The sequence below is a fragment of the Enterobacter cloacae complex sp. HYC042_NIDB genome, from assembly GCF_056673315.1.
This window is the reverse complement of sequence record NZ_CP109650.1, coordinates 995,870-1,011,649: the sequence shown is the minus strand read 5'-3', so window position 1 is coordinate 1,011,649 and position 15,780 is coordinate 995,870. Positions and strand designations below refer to the sequence as shown.

Sequence of the window (15,780 nt, the reverse complement as noted above, 5' to 3'; positions counted from 1 at the left end):
ATCGACACGGGAAATCAGTCGCCATTGTAGCAAAAGCGACATCAATACCAATGTTTAATGCTTATACAGATCGTGAAGCAGAACGAAAGGCGGGTTTTTCTGCTGCTGGTGCCACAGGCTGCTCACCTCCGGCTGGCCCTCCGCCACGATAGCGTGCCGAAACTCTGCGCTGCTCAATGAGGCGCGAAGCGGATAGAGGGCTTCGAGTAAAGGCAGGCTGATACCGGAGATCACTTCACAATTATCATGCTTGTGGCTCAGCAAAGCGGCCGCGCGGTAAGGCGCCGCGCCGGATTTATCGGTAAGAAAAATCACCCCATCACCGGTATCCGTTTCATGCAGGGCATCGCACATCATCCGGCTGAGCATGTTGGTGCTCAACCCGCGCCAGTAATTAACCACCCGGCATTGCGCCAGCGGGCCAAATTTGGCCTCAAGCTTATCCAGCATGTCCTGCGCTCGTTCATCGTGGCAGGTGATCACCCATCCCAGCATAACTCTCTCCTTAGCAGGCAAGTAGTTTAGCGGAGTGAAGGTTTGCTTACGGTGATAACCGTCAAAGAAAGTGCCCGGCAACCAGAGCGTCGCCGGGCAGAGGGTTAACTACGCAGACCGCGCCCGCGCTGGATCAGATACCAGCACAGCAGGTAGAAGGCGATGATGAATACCACCAGCACCGCCACCGTGGTAAACAGCGGAACATCGGTAATGCCGAGGAAGCCAAAGCGGAAGCCGCTGATCATGTAGACGATCGGGTTCAGATGCGACAGTGTCTGCCAGAACGGCGGCAGCAGCGTCAGGGAGTAGAACACCCCGCCGAGATAGGTCAGCGGCGTCAGCACAAAGGTCGGGATCAGGCTGATGTCGTCAAACGTTTTAGCGAACACCGCATTCAGCAGACCGGCCAGCGAGAACAGAATTGCCGTCAGCAGCAGAGTCAGCGCCACGAACAGCCACGAGTGCACCTGGAACGGCACGAAGAACAGCGAAATCGCCGTCACCAGGATGCCCACGCACAGCCCGCGCGCCACGCCGCCGCCCACGTAACCGGCTATGATGACGTGCGTTGGCACCGGCGCCACCAGCAGCTCTTCAATATTGCGTTGAAACTTAGCGCTGAAGAACGACGAGGCCACGTTTGCATAGGCGTTGGTGATCACCGCCATCATAATCAGGCCCGGCACGATAAACTGCATATAGGTAAAACCGTGCATCTCACCAATGCGGGAACCAATCAGGTTGCCGAAGATAATGAAATAGAGCGTCATAGTGATGACCGGCGGTACCAGGGTTTGCACCCAGATACGCATAAAGCGGTTAATCTCTTTCGCCCAGATACTTTTCAGCGCGACCCAATAAAGATGCGTCATGCCTTGTCTCCTTGTTTATCCTGCACCAGAGAGACAAACAGCTCTTCCAGTCGGTTCGCTTTGTTACGCATACTTAAAACCTGAATCCCCTGCGCGCTCAGCTGGGAGAACACGCTGTTGATCCCCTGCTCGCGCAGCACTTCCACTTCCAGCGTTGAGGTATCCACCAGGCGATACTGGTATCCTTCAAGCTTCGGTAGCGGGCTTTTTGCCGCCAGATCGAGAATAAACGTTTCGGATTTCAGCTTGGAGAGCAGATCCTTCATCGAGGTGTTCTCCACCAGCTCGCCGTGCTGAATGATGCCGATGTTGCGGCATAGCATCTCTGCTTCTTCAAGGTAGTGGGTGGTCAAAATGATGGTGGTGCCTTTGTCATTAAGATCCTTGAGGAAACCCCACATAGAACGACGCAGTTCGATATCCACGCCTGCGGTGGGTTCATCAAGGATCAGCAGCTTCGGCTCGTGCATCAGCGCGCGGGCAATCATCAGGCGGCGCTTCATCCCCCCGGACAACATCCGCGCACGTTCGTTACGCTTTTCCCACAGATCGAGCTGTTTCAGGTACTTTTCGCTACGCTCAAGCGCCTCTTTACGCTCAACGCCGTAATAACCCGCCTGGTTAACGACAATCTGCTGCACCGTCTCAAACGGGTTGAAGTTGAACTCCTGCGGTACCAGCCCCAGCTGGCGCTTGGCGTTTACCACATCTTTTTGCAGGTCGTAACCAAAGACGCTCACCCGTCCGGACGTTTTATTCACCAGCGAGCTGATGATCCCGATGGTGGTGGATTTCCCCGCCCCGTTCGGCCCCAGAAGCGCGTAAAAATCCCCGGCCTCTACTTTTAGGTCTATCCCGCGTAGCGCCTGAACGCCACCCGGATAGGTTTTTTTAAGCTGCTCAAGCTCCAGTGCAATTGCCATGAATTTAACTTACCTTCAGTTCTTACACACGTTGTGTGGTTTCATTAAAAGTCGGGTTACCCTATAGTAGCGCAACGCAATTACTCGGTTACAGGTCGCTAACCTCCATGAACGACATAGATACACTCATTAGCAACAATGCACTATGGTCAAAAATGCTGGTGGAGGAAGACCCCGGATTTTTTGGAAAACTCGCACAAGCTCAGAACCCGCGCTTTCTCTGGATTGGCTGTTCAGACAGCCGCGTACCTGCCGAGCGCCTGACCGGCCTTGAGCCCGGCGAACTGTTTGTTCACCGCAACGTCGCCAACCTGGTGATTCATACCGATCTCAACTGCCTTTCCGTGGTTCAGTATGCCGTTGACGTCCTGGAAGTCGAGCACATCATTATTTGCGGCCACTACGGCTGCGGCGGCGTGCAGGCGGCGGTTGAAAACCCGGAACTGGGTTTAATTGATAACTGGCTGCTGCACATCCGCGATATCTGGTTCAAACATAGTTCACTGCTCGGCGAAATGCCGCAGGAGCGACGCATGGACACGCTATGCGAGCTGAACGTGATGGAGCAGGTATATAACCTTGGGCATTCGACCATCATGCAGTCGGCGTGGAAACGTGGGCAGAAGGTATCAATCCACGGCTGGGCGTACGGTATTCACGATGGCCTGCTGCGCAATCTGGAAGTCACCGCCACCAACCGCGAAACGCTGGAGCAGCGTTACCGTTCGGGGATTGCCAACCTCAAGCTTAAGCATGTGAACCATAAATAAAGCCGGGGGTTTTCGCCCTCTCCCCGTGGGAGAGGGTCGGAGTGAGGGCATCAGCCCGCAATTACTCGTCCAGCAATACCACTTTCCCAACATACGGCAGATGGCGATAACGCTGCGCGTAATCAATACCGTAACCCACCACGAACTCGTCCGGGATGGAGAAACCGACAAACTCTACCGGCACCTGCACTTCACGACGCTCCGGTTTATCCAGCAGCGTACAAATCGCCAGCGATTTCGGCTCGCGCAGGCTCAGGATCTCGCGCACCTTTGAAAGGGTGTTGCCGGAGTCGATAATGTCCTCAACGATCAACACATCTTTGCCACGAATATCTTCATCCAGATCTTTCAGGATTTTCACATCACGGGTTGTGGACATGCCGCTGCCGTAGCTGGAAGCGGTCATAAAATCGACCTCGTGCGGTACCTGCACTTCACGGCACAGGTCTGCCATGAACATGAAAGAACCGCGCAGCAGACCAACCAGCACCATTTCGCTGCCGCTGTCCTTGTAATGCTCGGTGATTTGACGACCCAGTTCGGCGATACGCGCTTTGATCTCGGCTTCCGGGATCATCACTTCAACAGTATGTTTCATATTACTAACCAAATGATTTTGATGAAAATCTTTCAATGCGGATGAATCTTGCTCCGGCATCGATACGCAAGCCAGCCATTATATCAGTAAATGGATAAGCCTGGCGTATGAGTTATAAAAAGCAAATATTGTGATTCCGATCACACTTGTTAACACCTATAATTAGTTGCTAGCAAATTATTAACAAAAACTGACGAGTACACTTTCTATGGCTGAAACAAACACTAAACAGCCGCGTCTACTGGTGACACTAACAGCGCTATTCGCCGCCTTCTGCGGCCTGTACCTGTTAATCGGTGGCGTCTGGCTGGTCGCGATCGGCGGCTCCTGGTACTACCCGATTGCGGGCCTGGTTATGCTTGGCGTAACCGTCCTGCTCTGGCGTAGAAAACAATCCGCACTGTGGCTGTATGCCGCCCTCCTTCTTGCCACCATGATCTGGGGCGTCTGGGAAGTCGGTTTCGATTTCTGGGCCCTGACGCCGCGCAGCGACATCCTGGTCTTCTTCGGTATCTGGCTGATCCTGCCGTTTGTCTGGCGCCGCCTGATTGTCCCTTCCAGCGGTGCCGTTGCAGCCCTGCTGGTGGCTCTGTTAATCAGCGGCGGCATTCTCACCTGGGCTGGCTTTAACGACCCGCAGGAGATCAACGGTACGCTGAACGCGGAGTCCACGCCTGCGGCAGCTATCTCGCAGGTCGCTGACGGTGACTGGCCTGCTTATGGCCGTAACCAGGAAGGTCAACGTTACTCCCCGCTGAAGCAGATCAACGCGGACAACGTTAAGAACCTGAAGGAAGCCTGGGTATTCCGTACCGGCGACCTGAAAATGCCGAACGATCCGGGCGAGCTGACCAACGAAGTGACCCCGATTAAAGTGGGCAACATGCTCTACCTGTGTACGGCGCACCAGCGTCTGTTCGCGCTCGACGCGGCCACCGGTAAAGAGAAATGGCACTTTGATCCACAGCTGAACTCCAATCCGTCGTTCCAGCACGTGACCTGTCGCGGCGTCTCTTACCACGAAGCGCGCGCCGATAATGCCAGCCCGGAAGTCATTGCCGACTGTCCTCGCCGCATTATGCTGCCGGTGAACGATGGCCGTCTGTTTGCCATCAACGCTGAGACCGGCAAGCTGTGCGAAACCTTCGCCAACAAAGGCATTCTGAACCTGCAGACCAACATGCCGGACACCACGCCGGGTCTGTATGAGCCAACCTCCCCGCCAATCATCACCGATAAAACCATCGTGATTGCCGGTTCGGTAACGGATAACTTCTCTACACGTGAAACCTCCGGCGTTATCCGTGGTTTCGACGTGAACACCGGTAAACTGCTGTGGGCTTTCGACCCGGGCGCGAAAGATCCAAACGCGATCCCGTCTGACGAGCACACCTTTACCTTCAACTCGCCGAACTCCTGGGCACCAGCCGCGTATGACGCGAAGCTGGACCTGGTCTACCTGCCGATGGGCGTATCCACGCCGGATATCTGGGGCGGTAACCGCACGCCGGAGCAGGAACGTTATGCGAGCGCTATCCTGGCGCTGAATGCAACCACCGGTAAGCTGGCGTGGAGCTATCAGACCGTTCACCACGATCTGTGGGATATGGATATGCCGTCCCAGCCGACGCTGGCGGACATTACCGTTAACGGCAAAACCGTACCGGTCATTTACGCTCCGGCTAAAACCGGCAACATCTTCGTGCTGGATCGCAGCAACGGTAAGCTGGTTGTGCCTGCCCCGGAAAAACCGGTTCCGCAGGGTGCGGCCAAAGGCGACTACGTCAGCAAAACCCAGCCGTTCTCTGACCTGAGCTTCCGTCCGAAGAAAGACCTCAGCGGTGCAGACATGTGGGGTGCCACGATGTTTGACCAGCTGGTGTGCCGCGTGATGTTCCATCAGCTGCGCTATGAAGGCATCTTCACACCGCCGTCTGAGCAGGGCACGCTGGTCTTCCCGGGCAACCTGGGAATGTTCGAGTGGGGCGGTATTTCCGTCGACCCTAACCGTCAGGTGGCGATTGCCAACCCAATGGCGCTGCCGTTCGTTTCCCGTCTGATCCCACGCGGTCCGGGTAACCCGATGGAGCAGCCGAAAGACGCGAAAGGCAGCGGGACCGAAGCCGGTATCCAGCCGCAGTATGGCGTACCGTTTGGCGTTACCCTGAACCCGTTCCTGTCTCCGTTTGGTCTGCCGTGTAAACAGCCTGCCTGGGGTTACATCTCCGGTCTGGATCTGAAAACCAACCAGATCGTCTGGAAAAAACGTATTGGTACCCCGCAGGACAGCATGCCGTTCCCGATGCCGGTTCCGGTGCCGTTCAATATGGGTATGCCAATGCTGGGTGGCCCAATCTCCACCGCCGGTAACGTGCTGTTCATCGCGGCAACCGCAGATAACTACCTGCGCGCGTACAACATGACCAACGGTGAAAAACTGTGGCAAGGCCGTCTGCCGGCCGGTGGACAGGCAACGCCGATGACCTATGAAGTGAATGGCAAGCAGTACGTCGTCATTTCTGCGGGTGGTCACGGTTCGTTTGGTACGAAGATGGGCGACTATATTGTCGCGTATGCATTGCCGGACGAAGGCAAATAAAAGCAAAACGGCAACGAAAGTTGCCGTTTTTAGCAATGCAGGCCGGGTAAGGCGAAGCCGCCACCCGGCTTTTTTTATACGGTAAAACCGAGCATCATCCCCGTATCTTCATGCTCCAGCAGATGACAGTGCGCCATATAGGCAAACTCTTCAGGCGCTTCGTGGTCGAACTTCACCAGCACCTCGCTGACGCCGCCTTCCACTCTCACCGTATCTTTCCAGCCTGCTCGATGCGCTTCCGGCGCTTTACCGTTCTCAGACAGAATACGGAACTGCGTGCCGTGGATATGGAACGGGTGCAGCATCATGTCCCCTTCACCTGAAACCACCCAGCGCTCAAACTGCCCCTTCGTGGCGGCAAACATCGGCGTGTTCATATCGAACGCTTTGCCGTTGATCTTGTTGGCGTTGTGGAAATCGAACCCGTGACCGCCGTGATCCATACCGCCCATTTTGCCGTGGTCCATATTCATGTGGCCCATCATCTGGCCGTGGTGCATTCCCGCCATGGCCTGATTGCCATACTTTTTCATCAGCGCCTGCATGCCCATCATGTCGAGCATCGGGTCCATGGAGAGCTGAAGCTTACGCTGCGTGAGCCCATCCAGCGACGGGAGAGCTGGCAGCGTGGCTAAGGTGTCCGGCAGCATACCGGAGGCCGTGACCTGTAGCGGCTGAATGCGCAGCACCGGATGCGGTTTATCAAACGGCGCCACTGCCATCCCCATCTGGCTGACAGGCAGCGTTACCAGGTCAAACGGCTTGCCGTCGCTGATGTCCACCAGCACTTCGAAGCGTTCGCCCATCAGCATCGGCAGCTCGCTCACTTTTACCGGTTCCGGCAGCAGGCCGCCGTCGCTTGCCACCACGTAAAGCGGGCGCTTATCGCTGGTGGCGAAGTTCAACGAGCGGGCGTTACAGCCGTTAAGCAAGCGCAGGCGCAGCCAGCCTTTCGGGGCGGCGTGCTGCGGATAGATCGCACCGTTGGCCAGCAGCGTATCGCCAAACCAGCCGACCGCCGCGCTCATCACGTCCAGCTGGTAGTCAATCTGCCCGTCCGCGCTGAATTTTTTGTCCTGCACAATCACCGGCACATCGTCGATACCCCACTGTTTCGGCAGGCGCAGGAGACGGCTTTCGTCATCCTCAATCAACACCAGTCCGGCCAGCCCCATTGCCACCTGATGGCCCGTTTTGCCGTGCTGATGCGGGTGGAACCAGCAGGTTGCCGCCCGCTGGTCAGGGGTAAAGGTTACGCTGCGTTTACCCCCAGACTTGATAAAACCCTGGGGACCACCATCCACTTCGCCCGGAACTTCCAGCCCGTGCCAGTGCAGCGTGGTCTCCTCGGCAAGCGTATTATGGATATCCACCGTCACCGCTTTCCCTTTGCGTAACTGAAGCGCCGGGCCGAGCAGATTGCCGTTGTAGCCCCAGGTTGTGGCGCTGTGCCCACCGAAGGAGGTTTTACCGGCCTGAACCACGAGCTGAATACGGCTACGGGCGTCTGCGGTCAGTAAGTCAGGAATGGGTAAGGCAGGCCTTTCAGCCGCAAAAACCGCGCGGCTCCAGAGTGGTAATGCGCTGGTAACCCCCAGCACAGCGGAATATTTTAAAAAATCACGACGTTGCATGTTCATTTCCTTATTTCCAGCAGGCGATCTTTTGAGCATAAACCCTCCCCTTACCGGAAGGTCAAGTAAAGCGGCAATAATAAAGATCGTCGCACTGGCATCAAGTGTGCTAACGTTAATTTTCCGTGAAGAAGTGGTAGAAGCAATGAAGACGTTTTTCAGGACAATTTTGTTCGGAAGCCTGATGGCAATGTGTGCGAACAGCTATGCGCTCAGTGAAAATGAAGCGGAAGATATGGCCGATTTAACGGCGGTTTTTGTATTCCTGAAAAATGATTGTGGCTACCAGAATTTACCCAACGGGCAAATTCGCCGCGCGCTGGTCTTTTTCGCCCAGCAGAACCAGTGGGATCTCAGCAATTACGACAGCTTTGACATGAAGGCGCTCGGTGAAGACAGCTACCGTGACTTGAGCGGTATTGGCATTCCCACGGCTAAAAAATGCAAAGCGCTGGCCCGCGATTCGCTCAGCCTGCTCGCCTACGTGAAATAACCTTCCCGACGCCCCCTGTTCAACCTATACCCGTGCAACCACGGTTATAGTTAGCTATCATGTTTCGCTCATTTTTTGTGAGCGTTACGGATGTTAACAAAGGAGGAGTCCGCGTATGGCCGACCACACGTTGTGGCATGAAACACTGCATGACCAGTTTGGTCAGTACTTTGCCGTTGATAACGTGCTCTATCATGAGAAAACGGATCACCAGGATCTGATCATCTTCGAAAACGCCGCCTTTGGCCGCGTGATGGCCCTGGATGGCGTTGTGCAAACGACCGAGCGCGACGAGTTTATCTATCATGAGATGATGACCCACGTTCCGCTGCTGGCCCACGGACACGCGAAGCATGTTCTGATTATCGGCGGCGGCGACGGCGCAATGCTGCGCGAGGTTTCACGTCATCGTTCCATTGAAACCATCACCATGGTTGAGATCGATGCGGGCGTGGTCTCTTTCTGCCGCCAGTACCTGCCCAACCATAATGCCGGCAGCTATGACGATCCGCGCTTTAATCTGGTTATCGACGACGGCGTTAACTTTGTTAACCAGACCACGCAGACCTTCGACGTGATTATCTCTGACTGTACCGACCCCATCGGCCCTGGCGCGTCGCTGTTTACTTCCTCGTTCTACGAAGGCTGCAAGCGCTGCCTGAACCCGGGCGGGATCTTCGTCGCACAAAACGGTGTCTGCTTCCTGCAGCAGGACGAAGCGCTCGACAGCCATCGCAAGCTCAGCACCTATTTCGGTGACGTCAGCTTCTATCAGGCGGCAATTCCGACGTACTACGGCGGGATCATGACCTTTGCATGGGCAACGGATAACGACGTGCTGCGTCATCTCTCTACCGAAATTATCCAGGCCCGCTTCCATCAGGCCGGGCTCACGTGCCGCTACTACAATCCGGCTATTCATACCGCAGCGTTTGCTCTGCCGCAGTACCTGCAAGACGCATTATCCACTAAGGGGGTGAGCTAATTGAAAAAGCTTAAACTACATGGCTTTAACAACCTGACTAAAAGCCTGAGTTTTTGTATTTACGATATCTGCTATGCCAAAACAGCGGAAGAACGCGATGGTTACATCGCCTATATCGATGAACTCTACAACGCCAACCGTCTGACCGAGATCCTGTCAGAAACCTGCTCGATCATCGGTGCCAATATTCTGAACATCGCACGACAGGATTATGAGCCCCAGGGTGCCAGCGTCACCATTCTGGTCAGCGAAGAGCCGGTCGACCCGCAGCTTATCGACAAAACTGAACACCCGGGTCCGCTGCCGGAAGTGGTCGTCGCCCACCTCGACAAAAGCCATATCTGCGTTCACACCTACCCGGAAAGCCACCCGGAAGGCGGGCTGTGCACTTTCCGCGCGGATATTGAAGTGTCGACCTGCGGCGTGATTTCCCCGCTGAACGCGCTGAACTATTTAATCCACCAGCTGGAATCGGACATCGTCACGATTGATTATCGCGTGCGCGGTTTTACCCGTGATATCAACGGCATGAAGCACTTCATCGACCACGAGATCAACTCCATTCAGAACTTTATGTCCGAGGACATGAAATCGCTGTATGACATGATGGACGTGAACGTGTACCAGGAAAACATCTTCCATACCAAGATGATGCTTAAGGAGTTCGACCTTAAGCACTACATGTTCCACACGAAGCCGGAAGATTTAAGTGAAGAAGAGCGCAAGGTCATCACCGACCTGCTCTGGAAAGAGATGCGCGAAATCTACTACGGCCGCAATATTCCGGCCGTGTAAGTGTTGCCCGGAGCAGGGACGCTTCGGGGAGTTACTTCTGTTTCATAAACTCACGGTAGGCATTCACTACCTGCAGGAAGTCTTCCACGCCGCACAGCGACAGGCTCTCTTCGTCGTAGTAGCTCATCCCCTCTTCCATCTCATCCCCTGAAAACTCAAGCTGGTTGGCGCGCACCATCACCTCTTCGCCGTCCATCCACAGGGTGTATTCATGTCCGGCGCGTTGCCAGGAGCGCTCGCTGCCTTTCACCGTATTTGCCGCCTGTTCGACTTCATCAAGAAGGGCGAGATTTTCTTTCACCTCTTCGTTAAACCAGTGTCCAACGGCTTCGTGCCCCATCGACATGCGCACTTTCACCACACCGGTGATGTCGCGCAAAAATTCGTAATCCATAGCGTTTTCCTCAGCAAAGCCATTAGGGTAATTATCGCAGCAGAGGGAAAGAAAAAAAGCGGGAGAGGTGGGAGGAATGAAAATAAAAAGGTGAGAGCAAGACCCTGCGGCCTGATGCCCTCACCCCGTCCCTCTCCCACGGGAGAGGGTGCAAACACTAAAAACCGTCTCGTAGAGACGGTTTTGCTGTTTATACCGCCGTCTGGAAGATCACCCCGTCAGCCTTCTCGGTGTACTGAGAAAGCTGATCGAAGTTCAGATAGCGATAGGTATCCACCGCCGTCTTATCCACCTGCGCCACGAAGGTCTGGTACTCTTCCGGCGTTGGCAGTTTGCCAATCAGCGCCGCAACCGCCGCCAGCTCCGCAGAGGCCAGGTAGACGTTCGCACCAGTACCTAAACGGTTCGGGAAGTTACGGGTAGAGGTGGAAACCACCGTCGCACCGTCGGCCACACGCGCCTGGTTACCCATACACAGGGAGCAGCCAGGGATTTCGATACGCGCCCCGCTCTTACCGAACACGCTGTAGTAACCCTCTTCGGTCAACTGAGCCGCGTCCATACGGGTTGGCGGTGCCACCCACAAGCGGGTCGGCAGCTGGCCTTTGTGGGTATCCAGCAGCTTACCGGCAGCACGGAAGTGGCCGATGTTGGTCATGCAGGAGCCGATGAACACTTCGTCGATCTTATCGCCCTGCACGTCAGAGAGCAGACGCGCATCGTCCGGATCGTTCGGCGCACAGAGGATTGGCTCTTTAATATCCGCCAGATCGATGTCGATCACCGCCGCGTACTCTGCGTCTGCGTCAGCTTCCAGCAGCTGCGGATCCGCCAGCCATTTCTCCATGCCCTGAATACGACGCTCCAGCGTACGACGATCGCCGTAGCCTTCTGCAATCATCCACTTCAGCAGCACGATGTTGGAGGTCAGATACTCAATGATCGGCTCTTTGTTCAGCTTGATGGTACAGCCAGCCGCAGAACGCTCGGCGGATGCATCGGTCAGCTCGAACGCCTGCTCAACTTTCAGATCCGGCAGACCTTCAATTTCCAGAATGCGGCCAGAGAAGATGTTTTTCTTGCCTTTCTTCTCAACGGTCAGCAGGCCCTGTTTGATGGCATACAGCGGGATCGCGTGAACCAGGTCGCGCAGGGTGATGCCCGGCTGCATTTTGCCCTTGAAGCGCACCAGCACAGATTCAGGCATGTCCAGCGGCATTACGCCGGTCGCTGCAGCAAACGCCACCAGGCCGGAGCCCGCCGGGAAGGAGATACCGATTGGGAAACGGGTATGGGAGTCACCGCCGGTACCCACGGTATCCGGCAGCAGCATACGGTTCAGCCAGGAGTGGATGACGCCGTCACCCGGACGCAGAGAAACACCGCCGCGGTTCATGATGAAGTCTGGCAGCGTGTGGTGCGTGGTCACGTCAACCGGCTTCGGATAGGCCGCCGTGTGGCAGAAGGACTGCATCACCAGGTCAGAAGAGAAGCCCAGGCACGCCAGGTCTTTCAGTTCGTCACGGGTCATTGGGCCAGTGGTGTCCTGAGAGCCCACGGAGGTCATCTTCGGCTCGCAGTATGCGCCAGGGCGAATACCAGCTACGCCGCACGCGCGACCCACCATTTTCTGTGCCAGCGAGAAGCCGCGGTTGCTTTCTGCCACGTCTTTCGCGTGACGGAAAACGTCGGAGTGCGGCAGACCCAGCGCTTCACGCGCTTTGGTGGTCAGGCCGCGCCCGATGATCAGCGGAATACGGCCACCGGCACGCACTTCGTCAATCAGCACGTCGGTTTTCAGTTCGAAGCTTGCCAGCAGCTCGTTGGTTTCATGGTTGCGCACTTCGCCTTTATACGGGTAGACGTCAATCACGTCGCCCATGTTCAGGTTGCTCACATCTACTTCAATTGGCAGCGCACCCGCATCTTCCATGGTGTTGAAGAAGATTGGCGCAATTTTGCCGCCGAGGCACAGACCGCCGCCGCGCTTGTTCGGCACGTGCGGAATATCGTCGCCCATGAACCACAGTACGGAGTTGGTGGCGGACTTACGGGAAGAGCCGGTACCCACAACGTCACCGACGTAGGCCAGCGGGAAACCTTTTTGTTGCAGCGCTTCGATCTGTTTGATCGGGCCCACCACGCCCGGCTGATCCGGCTCAATGCCTTCACGGGCGTTTTTCAGCATCGCCAGGGCGTGCAGCGGGATATCAGGACGAGACCACGCGTCCGGTGCCGGAGACAGGTCATCGGTGTTGGTTTCACCGGTCACCTTAAAGACGGTCACGGTAATTTTTTCCGCCAGCGCAGGGCGGTTCAGGAACCATTCGGCATCGGCCCAGGACTGCATCACCTGCTTCGCATAGACGTTGCCCGCTTTGGCTTTTTCTTCTACGTCGTAGAAGTTATCGAACATCAGCAGCGTGGAAGAGAGCGCTTTAGCGGCAATCGGTGCCAGCTTGTCGTTATCCAGCGCGTCAATCAGCGGATGAATGTTGTAACCACCCTGCATGGTGCCGAGCAGTTCAATGGCTTTTTCAGGAGTAACCAGTGGGGAGGTGGCTTCGCCTTTGGCGATAGCAGCAAGGAATCCGGCTTTTACGTAGGCAGCTTCATCTACGCCAGGCGGTACGCGGTTGATCAACAGATCTAACAGGAATTCTTCTTCGCCCTTAGGCGGGTTCTTCAGCAGCTCGACGAGCGCGGCCATTTGGGTTGCATCTAAAGGTTTGGGTACAATTCCCTCGGCGGCACGTTCTGCTACGTGCTTACGGTATTCTTCTAGCACGACGGTTCTCCTCGCTCTCATTGTCATATGCGGCGGGCGTTCTCTTCACGCTCCTGTGAGACAGCAGTTTGTAGGGTAAATGCCCGATACCGCGTCGGGCAGCATAGCAGGATTTCTGCACAGTGTTAATCCGTTTACAAAAAAGCAACATTAAAAAGTTTGCTGAATCGTTAAGCATGGTGTAGCGGGGAGGCGAGGTGAATTTTGGGGACAAAAAAACCGCCTGGTAGCGGTTATTTTGTTGCCTTGCGGTGGTAGCACACCGGGTTGGCAGATTTGCGGCAATGCACTCGGCATGAATAATGCTCCTGAGTATGCAGATCCGCAAGCACATGTTTTGTGTTTACGAGCCGCCATCCAGTTTCGAATGTAAAAGGATGAAACTGCATTTCACCTCTTTTCAGTCCATTTCGGCTGTAATACTGTTGCCCCCGGCCTGCTTCGCTGGTGTAGCAACCAGTCACCGGGCCCGGAAGCAGTTCCGTAACCTACGCGGCAATGTACTCATTTGCCTGGTTCTGCCTTTTCCGGTGAAGAAGGAACCCGCGTAGCCTGTACAGGAACGCACGCAATGGAGATGCGAATCACTGCGCTGATCGTTGCAATTGGTTTACTGCTTACCGCGCTGCACGGTGGCTGGAACATATCCGACATCACGGTGCTGTTTGTCGTCAACCTCGGCAACTAGCTGCTGGCCGCTCGTAAGAACGGCCTTCTGAATTCCCGGCGCCTTTTCCCGCATCGCATATAATTGTGTAATAAATACTCACACTCTTTATCCGGACGTACCGGACGCTTCCCAATAAAAGTCAAAACAGTAAAAGACGGGTGAATAATACTCACGCCAACCGTAACGCCTCACGGCACAGCGCCTGTCTCGTTGGAGTCATTTTATGAAGTTGCCCTTTAAGCCACATCTGCTTGTCCTTCTGTGCAGTGCCGGGCTGTTTGCCGCCTCAGGCGTCATGTTTGTCAAAAGTCGTGCAACGGAACCCGTTGCGCCAGCCCCCGTCGCGCAACCACCGTCAGCGCCTACCGCAGCCCAGCCGGCCCCTGTTGTCGCGCCAACCTACACCGCCGCGCAAATCGATCAGTGGGTTGCCCCCATCGCGCTCTACCCGGATGCTCTGCTGTCACAAATCTTGATGGCCTCGACCTACCCGGCCAACGTGATTCAAGCGGCGCAGTGGTCCAAAGACAACCCCAAAATGGAAGGGGACGCCGCGATTCAGGCCGTTGCCAGCCAGCCCTGGGATCCCAGCGTAAAATCCCTGGTCGCGTTTCCTCAGCTTATGTCGCTGATGGGAGAGAATCCGCCGTGGGTACAAAATCTGGGCGATGCGTTTCTCGCGCAGCCGAAAGATGTGATGGATTCGGTGCAACGGTTGCGCCTGCTGGCGCAACAAGCGGGTGCACTACAATCCACGCCGCAGCAGACGGTCACTACCGTCACGAAGCCCGCACCGGCAAAAACAGCATCAACTACGGCAACGGAAACAACCACCAGCCCGACCGTTATTAAGATCGAGTCCGCCGATCCGCAGGTAGTTTACGTTCCCACCTATGACCCAAATACGGTTTATGGTACATGGCCTAACACCACTTACCCGCCGGTATATCTCCCACCCTCCCCCGGCGAGCAATTCACCGACAGCCTGGTTAAAGGTTTAGGTTTCAGCCTCGGGGTCGCAACAACCTACGCCATCTTCAGCAATATCGACTGGGATGATGACGATGACTGGGATCATCACCATGACGACTGGGATAATCACGGCGGCTATAACCACAACGGAGATAACAACATCAATATTAACGTTGAGAACTTCAATAAAATCAGCGGACAACGCCTGACGGACGCCAACCGTATCTGGCAGCACAACCCGGCCTATCGGGAAGGTGTCCCCTACCCGACAAACCAGCTCAACACGCGTTTCCACTCCACCAACACGGCCACAGGGCTAAGTGCAACGCAACAACCGGTTAATCGCGATAGCCAGCGTCAGGCGGCGCTGAGCCAGATGGAGAAATCGACAGGTAAAACCTTCCCACAGACTGCTCGCCCGGGCACGAAAGCGGCGCAGCGACAGGCCTCAAGTGAACAGCTGAAACAGATTTCTCAGCGCAATAACTACCGTGGCTATGACACCAAACCGCAGACGGCGAAGCGGGCCACCACGCAGCAGCGAGAAAACCGACAGACCACCGCGCAGAGACAAGAGAAACGGATTCAGCCCTCTCAGCAACGTCCCTTCCAGCAGCGAAACAGTCAGCTCCGGGCCAATGCACTGAGCGGCAACGACAGCCGTTCCGCCAACTGGCAGGCGCAGCAGCAGCGTGGGGCGCAAAGCAGACACCTCGCCGCTCGTCAGCAGCAGCTACGCCCGGCAGCGGCTGGACGTGCTGAACACCGTGAATTCCGTCATCGCTAAGG

At 55.8% G+C, this 15,780-nt stretch carries 13 protein-coding genes; 6 read left to right on the top strand and 7 right to left on the bottom strand.

Annotation, left to right across the window (positions count from 1 at the left end; translation table 11 throughout):
- Positions 1-54 precede the first annotated feature (54 nt).
- From OKF39_RS04800 to OKF39_RS04790, 3 genes are all read right to left on the bottom strand, one after another.
- Complete coding sequence (locus OKF39_RS04800; protein ID WP_047367340.1) at positions 55-495, bottom strand: PTS sugar transporter subunit IIA; 441 nt, start codon at positions 493-495, stop codon at positions 55-57.
- 104 nt (positions 496-599) lie between these two features.
- Positions 600-1,370: an ABC transporter permease gene (locus tag OKF39_RS04795; RefSeq protein WP_479983530.1), complete on the bottom strand. Its 771-nt coding sequence runs from the start codon at positions 1,368-1,370 to the stop codon at positions 600-602.
- Positions 1,367-2,293 (bottom strand): ABC transporter ATP-binding protein, encoded by a 927-nt coding sequence (locus OKF39_RS04790; RefSeq protein ID WP_028015540.1) that lies wholly within the window; start codon positions 2,291-2,293, stop codon positions 1,367-1,369. Before OKF39_RS04790 ends, OKF39_RS04795 begins: the two co-directional genes overlap by 4 nt.
- A 107-nt stretch (positions 2,294-2,400) precedes the next feature.
- Between OKF39_RS04790 and can the strand changes: the two genes are divergently transcribed.
- Positions 2,401-3,063 (top strand): carbonate dehydratase, encoded by a 663-nt coding sequence (gene can / locus OKF39_RS04785; RefSeq protein ID WP_014882586.1) that lies wholly within the window; start codon positions 2,401-2,403, stop codon positions 3,061-3,063.
- 61 nt (positions 3,064-3,124) lie between these two features.
- Here can and hpt read toward each other — a convergent pair whose 3' ends face one another.
- On the bottom strand, positions 3,125-3,661 hold the full coding sequence (gene hpt, locus OKF39_RS04780) for a hypoxanthine phosphoribosyltransferase (protein ID WP_032644976.1): 537 nt from the start codon (positions 3,659-3,661) through the stop codon (positions 3,125-3,127).
- 208 nt (positions 3,662-3,869) lie between these two features.
- Here hpt and OKF39_RS04775 point away from each other — a divergent pair, with 208 nt between their 5' ends.
- Positions 3,870-6,260 carry a glucose/quinate/shikimate family membrane-bound PQQ-dependent dehydrogenase gene (locus OKF39_RS04775; protein WP_049000524.1) on the top strand — a complete coding sequence of 797 codons (2,391 nt, stop codon included), beginning with the start codon at positions 3,870-3,872 and terminating at the stop codon, positions 6,258-6,260.
- A gap of 74 nt (positions 6,261-6,334) precedes the next feature.
- Here the strand turns inward: OKF39_RS04775 and cueO are convergent, their stop codons facing one another.
- Positions 6,335-7,894, bottom strand: coding sequence for a multicopper oxidase CueO (gene cueO / locus OKF39_RS04770; protein ID WP_479983529.1), 1,560 nt, complete (start codon positions 7,892-7,894; stop codon positions 6,335-6,337).
- A 145-nt stretch (positions 7,895-8,039) separates the two neighbouring features.
- Between cueO and OKF39_RS04765 the strand changes: the two genes are divergently transcribed.
- From OKF39_RS04765 to speD, 3 genes are all read left to right on the top strand, one after another.
- Positions 8,040-8,387 carry a YacC family pilotin-like protein gene (locus OKF39_RS04765; RefSeq protein WP_014882582.1) on the top strand — a complete coding sequence of 116 codons (348 nt, stop codon included), beginning with the start codon at positions 8,040-8,042 and terminating at the stop codon, positions 8,385-8,387.
- A 115-nt stretch (positions 8,388-8,502) separates the two neighbouring features.
- Entirely contained in the window at positions 8,503-9,372 is an 870-nt protein-coding gene (gene speE, locus OKF39_RS04760) for a polyamine aminopropyltransferase (protein WP_028015536.1), read from the top strand.
- The gene (gene speD / locus OKF39_RS04755) at positions 9,373-10,167 is read left to right on the top strand and encodes an adenosylmethionine decarboxylase (RefSeq protein ID WP_028015535.1); all 795 of its coding nucleotides are present in this window, start codon (positions 9,373-9,375) and stop codon (positions 10,165-10,167) included.
- A gap of 31 nt (positions 10,168-10,198) precedes the next feature.
- On the opposite strand, the gene yacL is transcribed toward speD, so the two are convergent.
- Entirely contained in the window at positions 10,199-10,561 is a 363-nt protein-coding gene (yacL, locus tag OKF39_RS04750; protein WP_041911228.1) for a protein YacL, read from the bottom strand.
- Between the two features lie 190 nt (positions 10,562-10,751).
- A complete protein-coding gene (acnB, locus tag OKF39_RS04745; protein WP_048338844.1) occupies positions 10,752-13,349 on the bottom strand; it encodes a bifunctional aconitate hydratase 2/2-methylisocitrate dehydratase in 2,598 nt (865 codons plus the stop codon).
- Positions 13,350-14,242: 893 nt separating this feature from the next.
- Between acnB and OKF39_RS04740 the strand changes: the two genes are divergently transcribed.
- Complete coding sequence (locus tag OKF39_RS04740) at positions 14,243-15,778, top strand: DUF3300 domain-containing protein (protein ID WP_479983528.1); 1,536 nt, start codon at positions 14,243-14,245, stop codon at positions 15,776-15,778.
- Positions 15,779-15,780: the final 2 nt, after the last annotated feature.

Coding starts and splice junctions, on each gene's coding strand:
- OKF39_RS04790 (WP_028015540.1), bottom strand. CDS start 2,293: ATGGCAATTGCACTGGAGCTTGAGCAGCTTAAAAAAACCTATCCGGGT.
- yacL (WP_041911228.1), bottom strand. CDS start 10,561: ATGGATTACGAATTTTTGCGCGACATCACCGGTGTGGTGAAAGTGCGC.
- cueO (WP_479983529.1), bottom strand. CDS start 7,894: ATGCAACGTCGTGATTTTTTAAAATATTCCGCTGTGCTGGGGGTTACC.
- OKF39_RS04765 (WP_014882582.1), top strand. CDS start 8,040: ATGAAGACGTTTTTCAGGACAATTTTGTTCGGAAGCCTGATGGCAATG.
- OKF39_RS04775 (WP_049000524.1), top strand. CDS start 3,870: ATGGCTGAAACAAACACTAAACAGCCGCGTCTACTGGTGACACTAACA.
- OKF39_RS04795 (WP_479983530.1), bottom strand. CDS start 1,370: ATGACGCATCTTTATTGGGTCGCGCTGAAAAGTATCTGGGCGAAAGAG.
- speE (WP_028015536.1), top strand. CDS start 8,503: ATGGCCGACCACACGTTGTGGCATGAAACACTGCATGACCAGTTTGGT.
- hpt (WP_032644976.1), bottom strand. CDS start 3,661: ATGAAACATACTGTTGAAGTGATGATCCCGGAAGCCGAGATCAAAGCG.
- can (WP_014882586.1), top strand. CDS start 2,401: ATGAACGACATAGATACACTCATTAGCAACAATGCACTATGGTCAAAA.
- OKF39_RS04800 (WP_047367340.1), bottom strand. CDS start 495: ATGCTGGGATGGGTGATCACCTGCCACGATGAACGAGCGCAGGACATG.
- OKF39_RS04740 (WP_479983528.1), top strand. CDS start 14,243: ATGAAGTTGCCCTTTAAGCCACATCTGCTTGTCCTTCTGTGCAGTGCC.